Origin of the sequence: Gemmatimonas sp., assembly GCF_044376735.1 — a bacterium.
Lineage (GTDB): Bacteria > Gemmatimonadota > Gemmatimonadetes > Gemmatimonadales > Gemmatimonadaceae > Gemmatimonas.
The window spans coordinates 1-18,576 of record NZ_JBILKJ010000052.1 but is presented as its reverse complement, the minus strand read 5'-3'; the positions used below and the strand labels follow the sequence as shown (position 1 = coordinate 18,576).

The 18,576-nt window shown below is 66.2% G+C and carries 18 protein-coding genes and 1 pseudogene; 16 read left to right on the top strand and 3 right to left on the bottom strand.

Annotation, left to right across the window (positions count from 1 at the left end):
• The 8 genes and pseudogenes from ACIRA7_RS09370 to ACIRA7_RS09335 form a co-directional block, all read left to right on the top strand.
• Nucleotides 1–220 (top strand): annotated as a pseudogene (locus ACIRA7_RS09370) (indole-3-glycerol-phosphate synthase TrpC); the annotation flags it as partial.
• Nucleotides 217–927, top strand: a complete 711-nt coding sequence (locus ACIRA7_RS09365) for an N-(5'-phosphoribosyl)anthranilate isomerase (RefSeq protein ID WP_396220576.1) — start codon at nt 217–219, stop codon at nt 925–927. The pseudogene ACIRA7_RS09370 and the gene ACIRA7_RS09365, both read left to right, overlap by 4 nt.
• Nucleotides 921–2,123 carry a tryptophan synthase subunit beta gene (gene trpB / locus ACIRA7_RS09360; protein ID WP_396220575.1) on the top strand — a complete coding sequence of 401 codons (1,203 nt, stop codon included), beginning with the start codon at nt 921–923 and terminating at the stop codon, nt 2,121–2,123. Before ACIRA7_RS09365 ends, trpB begins: the two co-directional genes overlap by 7 nt.
• On the top strand, nt 2,120–3,835 hold the full coding sequence (locus tag ACIRA7_RS09355; RefSeq protein WP_396220574.1) for a HEAT repeat domain-containing protein: 1,716 nt from the start codon (nt 2,120–2,122) through the stop codon (nt 3,833–3,835). Before trpB ends, ACIRA7_RS09355 begins: the two co-directional genes overlap by 4 nt.
• Nucleotides 3,832–5,295, top strand: a complete 1,464-nt coding sequence (locus ACIRA7_RS09350; RefSeq protein WP_396220573.1) for an HD-GYP domain-containing protein — start codon at nt 3,832–3,834, stop codon at nt 5,293–5,295. Before ACIRA7_RS09355 ends, ACIRA7_RS09350 begins: the two co-directional genes overlap by 4 nt.
• Complete coding sequence (gene trpA, locus ACIRA7_RS09345) at nt 5,279–6,085, top strand: tryptophan synthase subunit alpha (RefSeq protein ID WP_396220572.1); 807 nt, start codon at nt 5,279–5,281, stop codon at nt 6,083–6,085. The genes ACIRA7_RS09350 and trpA overlap by 17 nt, the downstream gene beginning before the upstream one ends.
• 11 nt (nt 6,086–6,096) lie before the next feature.
• Nucleotides 6,097–6,654, top strand: coding sequence for a hypothetical protein (locus ACIRA7_RS09340; protein ID WP_396220571.1), 558 nt, complete (start codon nt 6,097–6,099; stop codon nt 6,652–6,654).
• Nucleotides 6,651–7,154, top strand: a complete 504-nt coding sequence (locus ACIRA7_RS09335; RefSeq protein ID WP_396220570.1) for a LytR C-terminal domain-containing protein — start codon at nt 6,651–6,653, stop codon at nt 7,152–7,154. Before ACIRA7_RS09340 ends, ACIRA7_RS09335 begins: the two co-directional genes overlap by 4 nt.
• Here the strand turns inward: ACIRA7_RS09335 and rlmN are convergent.
• Together rlmN and ACIRA7_RS09325 are read right to left on the bottom strand one after the other, a co-directional pair.
• A complete protein-coding gene (gene rlmN, locus ACIRA7_RS09330) occupies nt 7,083–8,177 on the bottom strand; it encodes a 23S rRNA (adenine(2503)-C(2))-methyltransferase RlmN (protein WP_396220569.1) in 1,095 nt (364 codons plus the stop codon). The two genes, ACIRA7_RS09335 and rlmN, sit on opposite strands and share 72 nt — an antisense overlap.
• Entirely contained in the window at nt 8,174–9,073 is a 900-nt protein-coding gene (locus tag ACIRA7_RS09325; protein ID WP_396220568.1) for a hypothetical protein, read from the bottom strand. The genes rlmN and ACIRA7_RS09325 overlap by 4 nt, the downstream gene beginning before the upstream one ends.
• Before the next feature lie 153 nt (nt 9,074–9,226).
• On the opposite strand from ACIRA7_RS09325, the gene aspS reads away from it, so the two are divergent.
• The 7 genes from aspS to ACIRA7_RS09290 all read left to right on the top strand — a co-directional run bounded on the left by aspS (nt 9,227) and on the right by ACIRA7_RS09290 (nt 17,499).
• Nucleotides 9,227–11,029 (top strand): aspartate--tRNA ligase, encoded by a 1,803-nt coding sequence (aspS, locus tag ACIRA7_RS09320; protein ID WP_396220567.1) that lies wholly within the window; start codon nt 9,227–9,229, stop codon nt 11,027–11,029.
• A complete protein-coding gene (locus ACIRA7_RS09315; RefSeq protein WP_396220566.1) occupies nt 11,026–11,997 on the top strand; it encodes a PhoH family protein in 972 nt (323 codons plus the stop codon). Before aspS ends, ACIRA7_RS09315 begins: the two co-directional genes overlap by 4 nt.
• A 62-nt stretch (nt 11,998–12,059) precedes the next feature.
• A complete protein-coding gene (ybeY, locus tag ACIRA7_RS09310) occupies nt 12,060–12,467 on the top strand; it encodes an rRNA maturation RNase YbeY (protein ID WP_396220565.1) in 408 nt (135 codons plus the stop codon).
• Nucleotides 12,464–13,735, top strand: a complete 1,272-nt coding sequence (locus tag ACIRA7_RS09305; RefSeq protein ID WP_396220564.1) for a hemolysin family protein — start codon at nt 12,464–12,466, stop codon at nt 13,733–13,735. The genes ybeY and ACIRA7_RS09305 overlap by 4 nt, the downstream gene beginning before the upstream one ends.
• Entirely contained in the window at nt 13,735–14,682 is a 948-nt protein-coding gene (locus ACIRA7_RS09300) for a CBS domain-containing protein (protein WP_396220563.1), read from the top strand. The genes ACIRA7_RS09305 and ACIRA7_RS09300 overlap by 1 nt, the downstream gene beginning before the upstream one ends.
• 2 nt (nt 14,683–14,684) lie before the next feature.
• Nucleotides 14,685–15,800 carry a methylmalonyl Co-A mutase-associated GTPase MeaB gene (gene meaB / locus ACIRA7_RS09295; RefSeq protein WP_396220562.1) on the top strand — a complete coding sequence of 372 codons (1,116 nt, stop codon included), beginning with the start codon at nt 14,685–14,687 and terminating at the stop codon, nt 15,798–15,800.
• A 4-nt stretch (nt 15,801–15,804) separates the two neighbouring features.
• Nucleotides 15,805–17,499 (top strand): methylmalonyl-CoA mutase family protein, encoded by a 1,695-nt coding sequence (locus ACIRA7_RS09290; protein WP_396220561.1) that lies wholly within the window; start codon nt 15,805–15,807, stop codon nt 17,497–17,499.
• Between the two features lie 7 nt (nt 17,500–17,506).
• On the opposite strand, the gene ACIRA7_RS09285 is transcribed toward ACIRA7_RS09290, so the two are convergent.
• Complete coding sequence (locus ACIRA7_RS09285) at nt 17,507–17,944, bottom strand: BLUF domain-containing protein (protein WP_396220560.1); 438 nt, start codon at nt 17,942–17,944, stop codon at nt 17,507–17,509.
• Nucleotides 17,945–18,047: 103 nt separating this feature from the next.
• On the opposite strand from ACIRA7_RS09285, the gene ACIRA7_RS09280 reads away from it, so the two are divergent.
• Nucleotides 18,048–18,576: class I SAM-dependent methyltransferase (locus ACIRA7_RS09280; RefSeq protein ID WP_396220559.1), on the top strand; the 529-nt coding region annotated here is incomplete at its 3' end.

Genomic DNA, 18,576 nt, shown 5'->3' with positions numbered 1-18,576 from the left:
CATCGATCCCACTACCGCGCCGGCCCTGATCCCGAAGATTCCGGCATCCTGTGTTGCGGTCGCTGAAAGCGGTATGCAGACGCCCGACGATGTGGCGGCGTCCGCTCGGGCGGGCGCCGATGCGCTCCTGGTGGGGAGCGCCATTTCCGCGTCCGCCGATCCGGCGTCGGCGGTCCGTGCCTTGGCGGGAATCCCACGGTCGACCACGGCGCGCCGGTGAGCGATCCGGTGGCTGCCGGCCCGGCTCACGCGTACGGGGTCGGCGTCAAGATCTGCGGGCTGACCCGTGTCGGTGACGCGGCGCACGCCGTGGAGGCAGGAGCCTCGCATATCGGGGCAATCATGGCGGGCGGTCCCCGTCTGCTGACCATCGAGCGCGCCCGTGCGGTGCTGGGCCCGCGTGGTCAGAACCAGCAGCGCGTCGTCGTGTTCGGCGACCAGCAGCTTGCTGACATCATCGTCACCGTGCATGCACTCGATCTGGATATCACGCAACTGCACGGCGCGTGCACGCCGACATCCATCGAGGCGATACGCCGGGAGACCGGATGCGAGGTGTGGCCGGTGCTGCGCGTGGCGGGCACGACGCTCCCCGCGGATGCCGCAGCGCTCGCGGCGGCGGCCGGCGCCGTGGTGCTCGATGCGCACGTCGTGGGGCAGCTGGGCGGAACCGGTGTCGCACTGGATTGGTCCGGACTACACGATGCCGTGCAGGCGCTGCGCGCGTCGGTCTCTGGGGTGCGCGTGATCCTTGCCGGAGGATTGCGTCCGACAAATGTGATCAAGGCCATCCAATTGCTTTCTCCGGACGTCGTTGACGTATCTTCCGGTGTGGAATCCGAGACGGGTGTCAAGGATCCGAAGTTGGTCGAACAGTTCGTCGCGGCCGTTCGTTCGGCCGCAGGGATGCAGCGAGGACTATGGTGAACACAACGGTTGGCGCCCTCGCGCCGACTGATCGTTTCGGCCCCTTCGGTGGGCGCTACGTGCCGGAAACGCTGATCCCGGCGCTCGATGCACTCGAGGCCGCGTTCGACGCCACGCGAGAGGATGCGGCGTTTCAGGCGGAGCTCGATGCGCTGCTGCGCGAGTACGTGGGGCGCCCCACGGCGCTCTCGTTCGCGCCGCGCCTGAGCGCGCGGATCGGTGCCCCGGTGTGGATGAAGCGCGAAGACCTGTGTCACACTGGTGCGCACAAGATCAACAACACGGTTGGGCAGGCGATGCTCGCCCGCCGGATGGGGAAGCGCCGCATCATCGCCGAGACGGGCGCCGGACAGCACGGTGTGGCCACGGCAACGATCTGCGCGCGCTTCGGCCTCGAGTGCGTGGTCTACATGGGTGAGGAGGACATGCAGCGCCAAGCGCTGAATGTGTTCCGCATGCGGCTCCTCGGCGCCACTGTGGTACCAGTGCTCTCAGGCACCCGAACGCTCAAGGACGCGACGACCGAGGCGATTCGCGACTGGGTCGGCTCGGTCAACGACAGCCACTACATCATCGGCTCCGTGGTCGGTCCGGCACCGTATCCGCGCATGGTGCGAGAGTTTCAATCGGTCATCGGGCGCGAGGCCCGTGCCCAGATGCTCACTCGCGCGGGCGGGCTGCCGAAGACCGTCGTCGCCTGCGTCGGCGGGGGCTCGAATGCGATGGGCATCTTCGCGGGCTTCGTGAGCGATGCGGCCGTGGAGTTGGTGGGCGTCGAGGCGGCCGGTGAAGGGCTGCACACGGAACGACACAGTGCGTCGATCACGCGCGGCACCCCCGGTGTATTGCATGGGTCACTGAGCTATCTGTTGCAGGATGCGAACGGCCAAGTACATCCAGCGCACAGTATTTCGGCCGGACTCGACTATCCCGGCGTGGGACCGGAGCATGCGTGGCTGCACGACAGTGGTCGGGCGGAGTATGTCTCGGTTGACGACACGGAAGCGCTCCGCGGCGTTGCCTTGCTGAGCCGGCTCGAAGGGATCATCCCCGCGCTCGAAACCGCGCACGCCGTGGCGTGGATGGAACGGGAGGCGGGGCGCTGGTCCGAGCAGGACCCGATCTTACTGTGCGTCAGTGGCCGTGGCGATAAGGATATCGGGACTATCAATCAGTACACGCTACCCGAGGTATGACGACGCGCGGGCACGAGCCGAGCCACCCACCGATCGAGGTGGTCGCGATCGAGGATGCGCTCCGCGCATTCGCGAAGGCGCTTCGTGCCGTGCAGTTGTACCTGCCGAATAATCCGATGCGCGCCGCCGCCATCGAGCAGGCGCGGGCGGCGTTCGAGCGGGTGTGGCCCTTCGCCGACCCACTCGAACTGCAGATCAAGGAGTCCTCGTTCGTCTGGGACGGTCGCATCGTGTATCACGACGCGGAGCGCGGCACCGTCGGGTTACCATGGCTGCTGTATCGCGACGGATTGCGTGCGCTGCACTTACGAAGCGGATTCGAGTCGACGGACCTTGACGCGCTGCTCACCCTGTTTCAGAAGGCGCGCACCGCCGCACCCGATGACGATGACATCGTGACGCTTCTCTGGGTAGCCGATCTGGCCACCGTCGAGTGTCGTCACGTCGAGTACGTCGCGGGAGGCGATCTCCCCCTCGAACCCGGGCAGGATCGGCCCGGGGTGGATCGAGTTGGGGTCGCCACGGTCGCACCAGGTGTGGCGCCGCTGGCGGCTCCGTCCGTCGAGGCGGCGGTGCACGGCGACAGGCCCCCGTCAGGCCTGGTGCGCGTCGACGACTTCGAGACCACGCTGTATTTCCTCGATGCGCACGAAGTGACGTACTTGCAGGAGGAGCTCAAGCGCGAGTATGGCGAGGACCATCGACGGCTGGTGCTGGAGAGCCTGTTCGACATCATCGACGGGCAGTTCTCATCCGATTCCCAGCTTGAAGCGCTGCTCACGGTCGATCGGTTGTTGATCGAGTTTCTCTCGACCGGCGAGTACGAGCTCGTTGCGATGGCGCTCCACGAGGCCTCGACGACGGTGCGCCGACTCGTCTCGGATGACCGTGTCATGACCGCCCTGCGGGATCTGCCGATCCGGATGAGTGAGCCCGCCGTGATTTTGCAGCTGTTACAGGCGCTCGATGAAAGCGCGAAGACGCCGGTTGCGTCGCTGCTCGAGAGGCTGTTCGTGGAGTTGCAGCCCTCCGCCCTCGAACCGATGGTGGCCTGGCTCGGTGGCGCAACAGCTTCGCCGGCACGGGCTGCGATCGAGCGTGCCGCCGCGCGCTTGGCGGGCGAGCATACGTCAGAGCTCAGCCGGCTGCTCGACCACGAAAACGAGTCCGTCGTGCGCGGGGCAATTCGCTTGACGGCTCAGTTGGCGACGCCGGCCGCGGTTCCCGGGCTTGCCCGAGTGCTGCGCCGGCACGATCGACAGCTACGCGTCGAGGCCCTGAGCGTTCTAGGCGCGATCGCCTCCCCCACCGCCCTGCAGGCCGTTGAGCGGGCGATCGATGACACCGATCGTGACGTCCGCGTCGCGGCGCTCCGTGTGCTCGCGACACGGGCACACCGGGCGGCGCTGCCCCGCCTACTTGAAGCTCTGCGGCGCAAGGAGCTTCGCTCGGCGGACCTGAGCGAGAAAACGGCGCTGTTCGAGGCCGTGGCTAGCGTGTGCGGCGATGCCGGCGTCCCCGAGCTCGATGCGCTCCTGAATGCCCGTGGGCTGCTCGGACCACGCTCGCCGGTGGAGCTTCGGGCCTGCGCCGCCCGCGCCCTCGGCATGATCGGCTCGGCGGACGCCATGAACGCTTTGCAACGGGCGGCCGATACGAAGGATGTTATCGTACGAAGCGCCGTCGCGCGCGCGATGCGAGGCACCGCGTGACCGCCCCGCTTCCGATCATTGGCCGCGACGGCGGCGGAGATGCGCCGGCACAGCGGACCGCCCGCGGCTTCGTCGTGGCCCTCCATGCGGCGGTGCGTGCGGTGCGGCTGTATCCGATCGAGAATAGCGCGGTGCAAAAGGCCATCACCGAGTTGGTCAGTTCCGCCGTGCGGGTCGCGCTGGCTGACGGACCGTGTCGGTTGCAACGGATCGGCGATTACCTGTTCGTGAACGAAACGCGACTCCGCCTGACCCTCGACAACTATGCGGCCGTCGCGTACGTACTCGGTCTGCTTCGTGAGGCCGGACTAGGCGGCTTTGCCGTGACTGCTCCCACGACCCCGCGCGACTGGGTCGTGCTGCTCGCGTTCCTGCAGGCGCCTCCGCTCGAGTATCCGGAGGAGCAACGCCTGGGGCAGCTGTTGACGCGTGTCGAACAGGCCGGCGTGGAGTGCTTTGACTGCTTCTCACCCATCGACGACACCGATCAACCGGGACCGTTGATGGACGTGAAGGAACGCAGCCGACAGACCTACGTGCGCTCGATCGATGTGACTCGTGAAGTGATGTCGTCGGTGCGGTTCGGGCGGAGTCCCGGGCTGAAGCGGGTCAAGCGGGCAGTGCAGGGGATCGTCGATGCCATTCTCACCGACCCCGCCTCGCTGATCGGGCTGACCACGCTCCGCGAATTCGATGAGTACACATTCGTGCACAGCGTGAATGTGAGCATCCTCTCGGTCGCGTTAGGGCGGCGGCTCGGGTTCACCCGGCCGCAGCTCCTGGATCTTGGCCTCGCCGCGCTGCTGCACGACGTAGGGAAATCTCGGGTTCCACTCGATCTGCTCAACACGCGAGGCGCCCTCGACGCCCAGGAGCGTGCCCTCCTGCAAACGCATACATGGCAGGGAGTGCTCGCGATGTTCGCCATGCCGAGCACGGGTGCCGACCATCCGTGGCGCGCCATGACGACAGCGTACGAGCACCACATGCGCGTTGATCTCACGGGCTACCCCAAACCGTTCCGCTCCCGCCGCTTGTCGTTGTTCAGCAAGATCGTGTCCGTGGCCGATGGCTTCGACGCCGCCACCACGTCGCGCGCGTCCAGTGAACCAGCGTGGACCCCGGCGGATGTCCTGCGCGGCATGCGCGACGACACGCGCCTCGGCTTCGACCCGGTCCTCGTGAAAGCGTTCATCAATCTCACGGGCATCTATCCGGTCGGGACGCTCGTCGTGCTCGACTCCCACGCCCTCGCGCTGGTCGTGGCCGCCAATCCCGATCCCACCGCGCTGTCGCGCCCGCTCGTGCGCCTGATCACCGATGCGCTGGGCAATGCCCTCGTGGATCCGCAGGTCTACGACCTGACAGCGCGCGACGCATCCGGTCAGTTTGCGAACTCCGTCATTGGGACCGAGGACCCTCAACGCTATGGAATCAATCTCCGTGATTACTTCGCCTGACGTCTCAGCGCGTGGCACCTCCCGCCTGTCGGCACGTTTCGCCGCGCTCGCCAACGAAGGTCGGAAGGCGCTCGTGTGTTATGTGACGGCGGGGCATCCGGATCCCGAGCAAAGCGTCACCCTGCTCAGGGGCATCGCTGGCGCCGGTGCCGACGTGATCGAGATCGGCGTGCCATTCTCCGATCCGATGGCCGATGGCCCCGTCATCCAGCAAAGTTCGCAGATCGCGCTCGACCACGGGGTCAGCCTCGAGCACACGTTGCAGATTGTGAAGGAAGCCGCGGTTGACGTGCCGGTGGTGCTCTTCAGCTACCTCAATCCGATTATCGCCGGTGGACCGGACGTCTTGGCGCGTGCTCGCTCGGCGGGCGTCGACGGCGTCCTCGTGACCGATCTACCGGTGGGCGCCGATCCCGCGCGCGAAGCCTGGTTCGGCGCGAGTGGGCTCGACTTCGTCCGTCTCGTTGCGCCGACGACGCCGGCACCACGCATGGTTGAAATCGGCCATCACGGTGGCGGCTTCGTGTATCTGATCAGCCGCCTGGGAGTCACCGGAGAACGGGCCTCGCTGCCCGCGGATCTCCCGGAAACGGTGGCGCGACTGCGCGCGTCGACCGCATTGCCGATCTGCATCGGATTCGGCATCTCCACCCCCGATCAGGCGAAGGCGGCGGCGCGGCTCGGCGATGGGGTGGTCGTGGGCAGCGCGATCGTACGCGCGGCCGGGCGCTCGGTGCAGGAGGCGCTCGACCTTGCGTCCGCGTTACGCGCGGCGATCGACGACGTCTGAGGCACTCGGTAATGCCGGACTCGCGCCGCGCCGTGCATCACGGCGAACTGCCATTCTGGTCGATCGTCACCGACAAGCGGCGCGCGCACATCGCTCGCGTGGTCGCGCTGTTGCATGACTGGGCCGATGCCCTGTCGCTTCCGCCGCTCGAGGCACAAGCGTGGGTGGATGCGGGCATGTGGCACGATGCGCTGCGTGACGCCGACGAATCGACCTTGCGCACAGTCACCGGCGATCATCTTCGCCCGTTCGGCATGCTGCACGGCCCCGCGGCGGCGATCCGGTTGGCCGCGCTCGGCGAGACGCGTCAGGACGTACTCGACGCAATCCGATGGCATACTGTTGGGCAGTCCGACTGGTCGCGCGTGGGCCGCGCGTTATACATGGCGGATTTTCTCGAACCGGGACGCACCTTCATGCAAGCTGATCGGGCATTCCTCGCCAGCTGCGTACCGCTCGCCTTCGATCAGGTCTTTCGTCAGGTCGTTCGCCTGCGTCTCGAATGGGCCCTTCGTGAAGGCAAAGGGCTCCAGCCCGAAACGGTGGCCCTCTGGGAGCGCGTGCGATGAGCGCGTCGCCAGAATGGCCTGCAATCCCCGCCGCGGAGGCGTCGCGCCGTCAGCGCCGCGGTTGGCTGATCGTCGGGCTGGTGGCCCTCGTCGTGGTCGGCGCCAGCGCCAGCTGGTGGCGCATTCGCGACCGACCATTGCTCGACGCGGCCACGAGAGCAACAGCCGCGGACGATGACATTCTCGCCCGTGCGCCGATCGATGGCCGCGTGCGCGTGCGCGTGCTCAACGCCTCCGGAACACGTGGGTACGCACGTCGCGCTACCCTCGAGTTTCGCGATCGTGGCTTCGATGTCGTCGAGTACGATACCGAGCGGGGAGAGCCCCGCCGGAGTACAGTGATTGTCTCGCACACCGGCCATCAGGACTGGGCCAAGCGCCTGCAGCGGGCTGCGGCAACGGGCACGATCGAGGAACGGCCGGATTCGCTACGCTACGTGGACCTCACCATCTTCGTGGGTCGCGATTGGAAGCCGTCGACCGAGACGCTCCGTCCGTAGCTGGCCACAGGCGGCGGCAATATCCAGCCCACGACTCCGACGCACCGCGGTTTCCACGCCTCGTGCGCGGAGCGCGCGGGCAAAGGCGGCGATCACCGCCGCGGGCGACGGCACGAAACCCATCGTGCCGCCTGGGTGCAGGGGAATCAGGTTGACGAACGCGCGGCACTCGCGAGCCAGCTGCGCCAGCAGTTCGGCGTGCACCGACTGATCGTTGACGCCACCCAGCAGCACGTACTCGAACGTCACCCGTCGATCGAACGTCGCGGCCGCGGCAATCACATCGGCCAGAGGATACTTCGTATTGACCGGCATCAGCGATTGTCGCAGGTCATCGCTGGGCGCATGGATCGAGATGGCCAGCCGAAACTGCTCCGGACGTTTCGACAGCGCCACGATCCCCGGCAGCACGCCCACGGTTGAAATGGTGATGTGCCGCGCCCCGATGCCGAGAGCGCGGGGATCGTTGAGGAGCGACAGCGTGGCATCCACCGCCTTCCAATTCATCATGGGCTCACCCATGCCCATGAAGACGATGTTCGTGGGAATGATCGGCGGCGAGAGGAGGCGAAGCTCCCGCACTTGCCCGGCAATTTCCGACGGCAGCAGGTTTCGCTGGAAGCCCATGGCGCCGGTCGCGCAAAATGCGCACTGGAGCGCGCATCCCGCTTGCGACGAGATACAAAACGTGATACGGTCGCCGTCGGGGATGGATACGGTCTCGATGAGCTGGCCGTCGGCCATCCTGAACAGAAACTTCTCCGTGCCGTCGGTCGACCGTTGTCGCGTGGAAAGGTCGAGGCGGGGCAGCGTGAAGGACCGCGCAAGCGCCTCGCGGAGCGCCTTCGGCAGTTCGGTCATCTCGTCGAACGAGCGCACGGGACGCTGCCACAGGCGCGCGAAGATTTGCGCGGCCCGATACGATGGTTCACCACGCTCGCCGAGCCACCCGAGGAGCCGTGCGATGGCGGCATCGGGGGCAAGGTCGAGCAGGTTTTCCGTCACCATCGTCTCTGCCATCATTCTTTGAGGATCGAACTGAGGGTGAACTGATAGACGGGCCCGAGCCCCGAGATGCCTTCCTCACGCGCCACGCCGACCACGTACCTCGCATAGTACACCGCCAGCCCCGAGCGGATGCGTGTGACGGCGCTGCCGCCGGCCCCGGCGCGCACGATCGCCGCGCGCGCCTCCAGTCGCTCGAGCCGCCCGGAGAGGAACGGACCTCGCTCGGTCACCCCGCGGTTGACGTTGTTCTGGCTGAGGCCGAGCCGAAGCTCGCGCGCCGCCGATTCGCCGACCACCCGGGCGTCCACCGCCGCCACGACCGCCGGGCGGTCGTCGACTTCACGGCCCGGTCGCCACAGGAAGCTCGAGAGCGCGAGGCGCGCGTTCTGCCACGGGAGATCGTGCACGACTACACCGAGGTCGGCCGCGACGGCCGTGTGCACCACCTGATCCGCCCGTCCCTCGCGCCACCGCACGGCGAGTCCGGCCGTAAGATGAGGAACGAGGGTCTTGGTCGCCGTGGCACTCACGAGCGTGCTGGCGTAGCTGATGTCGCCGACGCTTTGCGGATCAGTATCGGTACGCACCAGACCGGCAACGGACGTCCTGGCGACGGAGAGCCCGAGGGTCGTGCCCGAGGCACGGCGAAGCGATGCGGAGAGCAATTGCCCGTCGACGCCTTGGGCCGAGCCGCTGGAAAGGGACGCCACGCCGAGGCGAATCCGCTCGCCCGCCCGAAGGGCTGACGCGGCCGGATTCCACAGACCAGCACCGGGCTCCGCCGCCAACGCGGCCGGCTCAAGAACGGCACCCAGCGGGAACTCCCATAGATCGCGCGCGGGCACCGGCTGCGCGGCAAGCCCGCGGGCCCACCCGAACGCGGCCAACCCGCAGATAAGCATGCAGCGCATAGGGCACACTAACGGCCCGCGCCGTGGCGGGTCAAGCGAATAGCGTCGGCAATCGCTACCGAGACCGTCGTAAATCGTTTACGTTTCATCGTTTGCGGCCGCTCGTCGGCCCGCGTACTTCCCTGAGTCGTCCCGTCCGGAGCGCCGCGCGTAATGTCGTTTCTGCCTGAACAGTCCGTGCTCGCCACATCCCAGCGTACTGACACGTGCGGCCTCCTCCGATCGTCGGACATTGGTCGTACCGTGCGCCTTGGTGGATGGGTGCATCGGAGTCGCGATCTGGGCGGTCTCGTCTTCATCGACCTGCGTGACCGTTTGGGCCTGGTGCAGTTGGCGTTCGGGCCGGCATGGAGCGATGCCGAAACGCTGCAGCGCGCGGCGGCGGTGGGCGTCGAGTCCGTCGTGTTGTGCGAGGGCGAGGTCGTAGCGCGTGAGCCGGAGCGACAGAATCCGGACATGCTCACCGGCACGATCGAAGTGCGCGTCACGTCGCTGCGTGTGGTTGGTCCCGCGGTGACGCCGGCGCTGCCGGTTGCTCGTGGACGCGGCGAGAAGATGGCCGCGGAAGAATTGCGCTTGCGGCATCGCTACCTCGACCTGCGTCGACCGGAGTTGCAGGAGAATCTGGTACTCCGCCACCGGCTGTTGCAGGTCTCGCGCCGGTTCCTCAGCGATCGTGGCTATCTCGAACTCGAAACGCCTATACTCACGAAGCCGACACCGGAGGGCGCACGCGACTACCTCGTGCCAAGCCGCGTGCATCCAGGCGAGTTCTACGCGCTGCCGCAGTCGCCGCAGATCTACAAGCAGCTCTTCATGTGCTGCGGCATGGATCGGTATTTCCAGATTGCGCGCTGTTTCCGCGACGAGGATCTACGCGCCGACCGGCAGCCTGAGTTCACGCAGATCGACATCGAAGCATCGTTCGTCGAGCGTGAGGACATTCTGGCGCTCGCCGAAGGGCTGATCGGCGCGCTGTGGACCGAGGCTGGGCATCAGATTCCGACGCACTTCGATCGCATGAGTTACCGCGATGCGATGGAGTTCTATGGCTGCGATCGCCCCGACTTGCGCTACGAGCTTCGGCTCGCGGATTACACCGGCGTGTTCGCTGGTCTCGACTTCGCGGTGACAACGGCCGCTCTCGCGAGTGGTGCGCGCGTGCGCGGACTGATCGTGCCGGGTGGCGCCGCCTGGAGCCGGAAACAAGTGGACGAGCTGGAGGCCCTGGCCAAGAGTGCTGGGGCAGGTGGCCTGCTGCGCCTGCGGCATGCCGACGGCGCGTACGATGGACCGTTGGCGAAGTTCCTCACCGACGAGGCGCGGGGCGCGTTGTCGCTCGCGGACGGCGATCTCGCGCTGTTCGTGGCGGCGCCGGATCGCGTATCCAGTCCGGCGTTGGATCGCGTGCGGCAGGAATGCGCCCGACGGCTCGATTTGGTCGACGACACAGTGCAGCGCTTCATCGTGGTGATGGACTTCCCGATGTTCGAGGAAGATCCGACGACCGGCACACTCGCCGCGGTGCACCACCCGTTTACGGCACCGCATCCGGAAGACCTGCAGGCGTTCCCCGATCAGCCGGCGCGCTGGCGTGCGTTGGCGTACGACGTCGTGCTCAACGGGACGGAGCTCGGCGGTGGGAGCATTCGCATCAGCGATCCGGCCATGCAGTCGCGGATGTTTACCTTGCTCGGGATCGGCGATATTGCCGATCAGGAGCGACGCTTCGGCTTCCTCCTCGAAGGGCTTCGTGCCGGCGCGCCGCCGCACGGTGGGATCGCGTTCGGTTTCGATCGGATTGCGATGTTGCTCTCCGGGGCACCATCATTGCGCGACGTGATCGCCTTTCCAAAAACGACCGCCGCGCGCTCGTTGTTCGAGGGGGCACCCGTCGCGGTGCCCCCGGAAGATCTGGCGGCGCTGCATCTCACGGTCACTGGGACCGACGCGTGAACGGTAACGAGCGCGTCCCCGAGACCGCGACCACGCGCGTCTCGGTCGAAGGTGCGGACATGCAGATGCTGGCCGGCGTGAACGACGCCAACCTCGTCGAGCTCGGGCGTGCCACCGGGACCCGAGTCGCGCTGCGAGGTGACAGCCTGATGATCACGGGCGACGCCGACAATGTCGCCCGCGCCGAACCGATCGCGGTAGCGATGGTCACGTTCGTGCGCGAGGGCAAGCCCCTCAGCGCCGACGATGTGTTGCGGTTGTCGCTCACGCAACGACCGGCGGACGCCCCAGCGGCGACCAACGGCGCGTTGGTACTGCCGGGGGCACGGCGAGCGGTCCAGCCGAAAACGCCGGGACAGGCGGAATACCTCAAGCAGATCGGCGAGCACGACATCGTGGTGGGTGTCGGCCCAGCAGGTACGGGAAAGACGTATCTCGCGGTCGCGGCGGCCGTCGACGCCTTGATGCGCAAACGTGTGCGGCGCATCGTGCTGGCGCGCCCCGCCGTCGAGGCGGGGGAAAGCCTGGGCTTCTTGCCTGGCGATATGCAGGCCAAGATTGATCCGTATCTGCGCCCGCTCTACGACGCCCTCGATGATCTCATTCCGGTCGAGCGACTCCAGAAGCTCATCGAGACCCGCACCATCGAAGTGGCGCCGTTGGCTTTCATGCGCGGCCGTACGCTAAGCGATTCGTTCGTCATTCTCGACGAGGCGCAGAATGCGACCGGACTGCAGATGAAGATGTTTCTCACGCGTCTTGGCGTGAACTCGAAGATCGTCATCACCGGCGATAAGACACAAGTCGACTTGCCGCGTCGCGAAGATTCAGGGCTGATGCAGATCGAGCGGATTCTTCACGGCATCGAAGGGATCTCGTTTCACTATTTCTCCGATGCCGACGTGGTGCGCCATCGTCTGGTGCGCGACATTATTCGCGCCTACAACGCTGACGCGGCCGGCGCGTGACACCCACCACACGTGAGCACCCCCGCGCCGTATCGGTGCAATCCGATGGGGTTCGTGTGCCCGTGTCCACCGATCGCTTGATCGAGCTCTCTCGCCGCGTGCTCGGCGCCCTGAAGGTACCGCGCGCCCTGATCAGCGTAACGTTCGTCTCGGCGCGGACCAGTGGCGCGCTCAATCGCCGGCACCTCGGCCATCGTGGTCCGACCGACGTGATCACGTTCGCGTTGGGCGCCGATCCGGCGGGGACCGTGATCGCCGATATCTACATTTGTCCGGATGTCGCCCGGCGGCAGGCGAAGGAATTCGGGGTCGGGGTCCGTGAGGAAATTGCGCGCCTCGTGGTGCACGGGATGCTGCACGCCTGCGGGTGGGAACATCCCGAGGGCGAGGAGCGCACGACATCGCCGATGTGGCGACGCCAGGAGCAACTGCTACACCGCTTCTGGATCACACCGTCCCGCACCGCATGAGTGCAGTCGCGTGGGGGCTGGCGGCCGCTGGCGCTGCCGTGGCCGCCCTTGCCACGGTCGCGGAGGGGGCGCTGTTCTCCGAGTCGTCCGTGTCGTCGGGAAACCCCGAGCGCGCCACGCTCGCACCGCCGGCGCCAGTGGTGCCCCGTCCAGTGCCCGCGCGCGAGCGAACGCACCGTGCGCTCGCGTTTGCCCGCGTGCTCGGTCATCTCGCGGCGGGGGCTGGCATCGCCGTTGCCTTGGACCTGTCGGGTCGCACGACACTTGCCGCGGTGGCCATGCTCTTCGGGCTTGGACTGGCGGTCGTGCTCACCGCCGAGACGACCGCGCGCGTGGTGGGGGATGCACTCGGCGAACGGGCCGAGGAACGACTCGCGTGGTTCTCCAACGGCGTGGAGCGGCTCTTCGCGCCAGTCGTGCGGCTCGGCAGTTGGGTCGACGCGGGATTCGCCGAGGTGGTCTCCGACGCCGAGGCGACCATCGAGCGGCGAGAAGAGGCGGCGGCCCAGTTTCGCGAGGTGATCACCAGTGAGGCTGACGTGTCGCGTGACGAGCGTGACCTGCTCCTCGGCGTCTTCGAGTTTGGCGAGACGACGGTCGAGGAAGTGATGGTGCCACGCGTGGACATTGTTGGGATCGAACAGGAGACACCGTGGTCGGAGATGCTCGACCGCGTGCGGAGCGCGCAGCATTCGCGGGTCCCGGTCTTTGAGGATACGATCGATGAGATCGTCGGCATTCTCTACGTCAAGGACCTGCTGCCTGCGGTGTTGTCCGACGAGGAGCCGGACGGTGGGTGGCAGACGCTGCTGCGTCCGCCCGTATTCATCCCGCCGTCGAAGCGGATCGCTGACCTGCTGCGTGAGTTCCGCGTCGCCGGACGGCACATCGCAGTCGTGGCGGACGAGTATGGTGGCACGGCGGGGCTCGTGACGATCGAGGATGTGCTCGAAGAGTTGGTGGGCGAGATCCGCGATGAGTACGACCAAGAGGAGCGGCAGGTCGAAAGCGAGGAGGGGGTGCGCTTCTGGGTATCGGGACGTCTGACGCTCGATGACCTGTCGGAAGCCTTGGCACACGACTTCCGGCGCGACGACGTGTCTACCGTCGGGGGGCTGGTGCTTGAACTGCTTGGCCGAGTGCCGCGTGCTGGTGAGACGCTCGCGGTTGGCCCGTTCAAAGTCATCGTCGAACGGGTTGTCCGCCGGAAGATCGAGCGTGTCTACCTCGAGCGGGTGCAGCCGATCGACGCCGCGGGAGCTGGCTGATGCCCGTGTTCCTGACACTGTTCTCGGTCGCCATTGTGGCGACGCTCACGCTCTCCGCCACGGCGGTCCGTGCGGTGAGCCGCCTATGGTTGCGACACTGGATCGAGCGCCGGCACGGTGGGACGGGCGTGATGACGCGCTATCTGGAGCGCCCGGCCCGCCTGTTGCATGCCGCCGCGACGGCGAGCATGCTGACCGTGTTCGCGACGGGCTCGATGATCGCCATGGCTGACGGCCTTCGCGCGTGGGAGTTTCTCGTTGACGTGCTGTTGTATCTGACGTTGTTGGTACTCGTGGGACAGCTGCTGCCCCGCGCGGCGGGTCGCCGGTGGGCGCCGCAGCTCGTGCCTGCGTTGGTGCCATTCCTCCGGTTCGTGGATCTGCTGCTCACGCCCTTTCATGTCGTCGCCGATATGGTGGAGCGCGTGCTGGCGCCCGGACCCACGTCGTCCACGGACGACGATGCCCGGGAAGGACTCGAGGAGCTCCTGCGTGACGGCGCGTTCGACGGGATCAGTACGACGGAGGAGATGGCGATCATTTCCGGCGTCGTCCAGTTCGGCGACAAGGTCGTGGAGGACGTCATGACACCGCGCGCGAGAATTTTCGCATTGCCCGAAGGACTGCCGGCGGCCGATCTGGCGTCACGCATGGCCCAGGCCGGCTACAGCCGTGTGCCGTTGTATCGCGACACACCGGATCAGATCATCGGCATGGTTCACGTGTTCGATGTGTTCGTGCGCAGTGGGGAAACCCTGCCGCCGATTCGGCCCGTCACGGTGACGACGTCGGCAAAGTCCGCGAAGGAGTTGCTGTTCGAACTGCTGCGCGCCCGTCGACAGTTGGCGATTGTTCAGGATGACGCGACAGTCGTCGGACTGGTGACGCTCGAAGACCTGCTCGAGGAATTGGTGGGAGACATCCGCGATGAACACGACGACGAGTGACGATGACCGAAGCGATGACCCGCCTGTTGGATCAGTTCCGTGCTGGAAAGCCGGCAGCGCTCGCCCGCGCCGTCAGCATCGTCGAGAACCACCGTCCAGGCTTCGAACAGATTCTGGCGGCCGTGCATCCCACACTCGGACACGCGCGCCGCATCGGGATTACCGGTCCGCCGGGTGCGGGTAAGAGCACCCTGACGACGCGCTTGGCGCGCCGCTACCGGCACGCGGGATGGCGCGTGGGCATTGTCGCCGTCGATCCCACGTCGCCGTTCACCGGAGGGGCGCTGCTGGGTGATCGTATCCGGATGGAGGACGTCGCGCTCGATCCGGGGGTCTTCATCCGCTCCATGGCGACGCGTGGCTCGCTGGGTGGGCTGGCCACCTCGACCCGCGACGTCTGCGATGTGCTCGATGGATTCGGGATGGATGTCATTCTGCTCGAAACGGTCGGCGTCGGACAGAGCGAACTTGACATCGCGCGCGCCGCGGACACGACACTCGTGGTGCTGGTGCCGGAATCGGGCGACTCGATCCAGACGTTGAAGGCCGGGGTGATGGAGATTGCCGACGTCTTTGCCGTGAACAAGGCCGATCGCCCCGGGGCCGACCGGTTGCGCAATGACATCGAGTTGATGCTCGGCCTGCGGGCCGGTGCCGCGATGCAGAACGTTCCGGGCCACCATGGCGTAGATCTCCGGAACGTGCCGGATCGTGATGCCCTACGGGACGCCATGAATCCGGCCCGGGCCGCGCGGGCTGCCGCCCTGGAGGCGCAGCCCGTGCAGTGGACGCCGCCGGTGCTGCGGGTCATCGCGGCACAAAATGAAGGCGTCGACGAGGTGGTTGACGCCCTCGACCGGCACGTGCGCTATCTTGAAACCAGCGGTGAGCTCCGGTCGAGACGGCGGGCTCGCTTGCGTGAGCGGGTGATGGAAGTGGTGGAACAGCAGCTCCATCGGCGCCTGTGGCAGGATGAGGACACACTCGCGTGGGTGGATGGACGACTCGATGCGCTCGAGGCCGGCACGGAGGTACCCTTTGCGGTTGCCGACGCCCTCCGAGCCCGCAGTGCAGCACTTCTCACGGGCGCCGAGTACGCGCCGCTTCAGGATGGATGAGCGCATGACGACCATTCAGGATCTCGAGGACGTAGTCCGCCAGCAGCAGGAAGAGCTCGACGGACTACGACGGGAAGTTGGGCAATGGCGACAGCAGTACGAGACGGGTCGCAAGCGCGAGATCGCCTTCACCAACTCGGCGAACGAAGTGCCACCGCTGTACACCGCCCTCGATCTCGAAGACACCGCCGGGTCGGCGTTCGAGCTGCCAGGACAATGGCCGTTCACGCGTGGCATTCATCCTACCGGATACCGCGGTAAGCTCTGGACGATGCGCCAGTTCGCTGGCTTCGGCACCGCGCGGGAGACCAACCAGCGTTACAAGTTCCTCTTGTCGCAGGGGCAGACCGGGCTCTCGGTCGCCTTCGATTTCCCCACGCTCATGGGATACGACGCCGACCATTCGCGTTCGGAGGGCGAAGTCGGCAAGTGCGGTGTGTCCATCTCGTCGATGGCCGACATGGAGACACTCTTCGAGGGTATTCCCCTCGACAAGGTGTCTACCTCCATGACGATCAACGGGCCGGCAATCATTCTGCTGTGCTTCTACATCGCCGCCGCCGAGAAGCAGGGCGTCAGTGCGGACAAACTTCAGGGGACGGTGCAGAACGACATCCTGAAGGAGTACATGGCGCAGCACGCGTGGTGCTTCCCGATTGAGCCGGCGCTCCGGCTGATCGTGGATGGCTTCGAATGGTGCGCGAAGCACACGCCGAACTGGAACACGATTTCGATCTCCGGCTATCACATCCGCGAAGCGGGCGCCACTGCCGCGCAGGAACTCGCCTTCACGCTGGCCGACGGCTTCACCTACGTGGAGCGCGGCGTCGCGCGTGGACTCGATGTGGATGAATTCGCGCCGCGCCTGTCGTTCTTCTGGGACATCCACAACGATTTCTTCGAGGAAATCGCGAAGCTGCGCGCCGCGCGCCGCATTTGGGCACGCCACCTCAAGGAGCGGTTCGGTGCCAAGAATCCGCGCTCGTGGATGATGCGCTTTCACTCGCAGACGGCTGGTGTCACGCTGACCGCGCAACAGCCCACCAACAACGTCGTGCGTGTGGCGTATCAAGCCATGGCCGCCGTGCTCGGTGGCACGCAATCCTTGCACACCAACTCGATGGACGAGACGCTCTCGCTGCCGACCGAAGAGGCGGTGCAAGTGGCGTTGCGAACGCAGCAGATCCTGGCCTACGAAACGGGTGTACCCAACGTGATGGATCCGCTCGGCGGATCGTACTACGTGGAGGCGTTGACCGATCAGATGGAGCAGGAAGCCGAGGCCCTGTTTGCGCAGATCGATGAGCTGGGCGGAGTGGTGCAGGGCCTTGAGGAGGGATGGTTCCAGAAGAAGATCGCCGAAAGTGCCTCGCGGCAGCAGTGGGAGATCGAGCAGCGCCGGAAGCTGGTCGTCGGTGTGAACGAGTTCGTTACCGATGAGCCCGAGCTCACGATTCCGATTCTGCGCATCGGCGAGTATGCAGAAACAGAGCAGCGCGATCGACTGGCGGCGCTGCGCGCCTCGCGGGACAACGTGCTCGTTGCAGAGCGGCTCGACGCCCTCCGGAACGCGGCGCGGGGAACCGAGAACGTGGTGCCGCGCATCCTGGACTGCGCGCGCGCCTACTGCACGCTCTATGAAATCCGCGCTGCGCTGGAAGACGTCTTCGGGGCCTACCGCGAACCGGTGTTCTTTTGATCCGACGCTAGTCGCTCAGCTGGCGTTCCATCTCAGCGAGATCGCGCAGAAACGCCGCCGCTTGCTGGCCGCTCATCTGCGCCGGATTGAAGAGCCGTGAGCCAGAGTGCTTGAGGAGGACCGTTTGCCGCGCCGCCGTGACGGCATCATTCCAGTCCACGACCTTCATCGACCATTCGGCAAAATCGCGCGCCGTGATCTCCTCGACGCTCAACAGTTGGCAGTTGGTGTGTCGAGGATCCTTCACGATGTGATTGTACAGGGCATTGACGCTGAGCCGTTCCCCCTCAAGAGCCTGCAGGAACCGGCCGCCGCCATAGCAGAGCATCCCTGTGATGGCGCGCTCCTCGTTCGTGACGGCCGCCGTGTCCATGATGGCCATGAAATCACGGTAGCGCAGGTCCTCGCGCGCATCGCTCGAATAAATCAAACGGATGGTGTGCACGGCTATTCAAGTCACGGTCGAGGCCGGTCCACCCCGCGGGCGACCCGAGCGGCGGGATCGCTGGCGACTTGTGCGGGACCGTTTCGGTATCTAGCCTGTCCGGATGAAGACTACCAGCCCATGGTGGGCGACGCATTTCGACGCCCAGTATCTCCACGAGTACGAGCCGCTGTTCAATCTCGCGCAGGATCGCCGTGAGGTCGCTCGTCTCCTCGAGGTGCTGGAGCTACCCGCAGGTGCGCGCATTCTCGATTGCCCGTGTGGACAGGGGCGGCATGCCCACCTGCTGGCTGAGGCCGGCTTCAACGTCGACGGGCTCGACTACTCCCGTCCGCTCCTCGAGGTCGCCAAGCGCCGCGGGTCGTCTAAGATGCTGCGCTACTCCCAGGGTGACATGCGGAAGCTGCCAACCAAGTGGACCGGGCGGTTCGACGCCGTGGTCAACCTGTTCACGTCTTTCGGGTTTTTCGACGATCCGTACGACGATCGCAAGGTGCTGTCCCAATTCGCGCGCGTCCTCAAGCCCGGCGGGCTGCTCATCTGGCACGGGGGCAGTCGTGATGGGGTCATGGCGCGCTTTCTTTCCCGTGACTGGTGGACCACGGCGGACGGCACCGTTTTCGGACAGGAGC